The following is a 203-nucleotide window of genomic DNA, read 5'->3' as shown; positions in this document are numbered from 1 at the left end:
TGAAAGTGACGGGCGTGACGGGCGTTAACGGCACGGACACCAGTGACTTAACCATCACCGATGACGGCACCGGTCCGGTCGACCCAGGCACTCCAAACCCAGACGATCGCCCATCGGTGAGCATCGAAGACAGCAAGAGCATCAACGAAGGCTCAACGGCGAGCTTTGACGTGACGTTGACCAAAGCGGCAGCGGTGGATGTG

General features: G+C 59.6%; 1 protein-coding gene. It reads left to right on the top strand.

Annotated features, from left to right (window positions below):
- Positions 1-14: 14 nt before the first annotated feature.
- On the top strand, positions 15-203 hold a 189-nt coding region (locus AB4496_RS23465; RefSeq protein WP_372132170.1), incomplete at its 3' end, for a hypothetical protein.

It is taken from the genome of Vibrio sp. 10N.222.46.A1 (genome assembly GCF_041473595.1).
Taxonomy (GTDB): Bacteria; Pseudomonadota; Gammaproteobacteria; order Enterobacterales; family Vibrionaceae; genus Vibrio; species Vibrio tasmaniensis_A.
The sequence above is the reverse complement of the archived record's forward strand: the minus strand, read 5'-3'. Positions and strand labels throughout refer to the sequence as shown.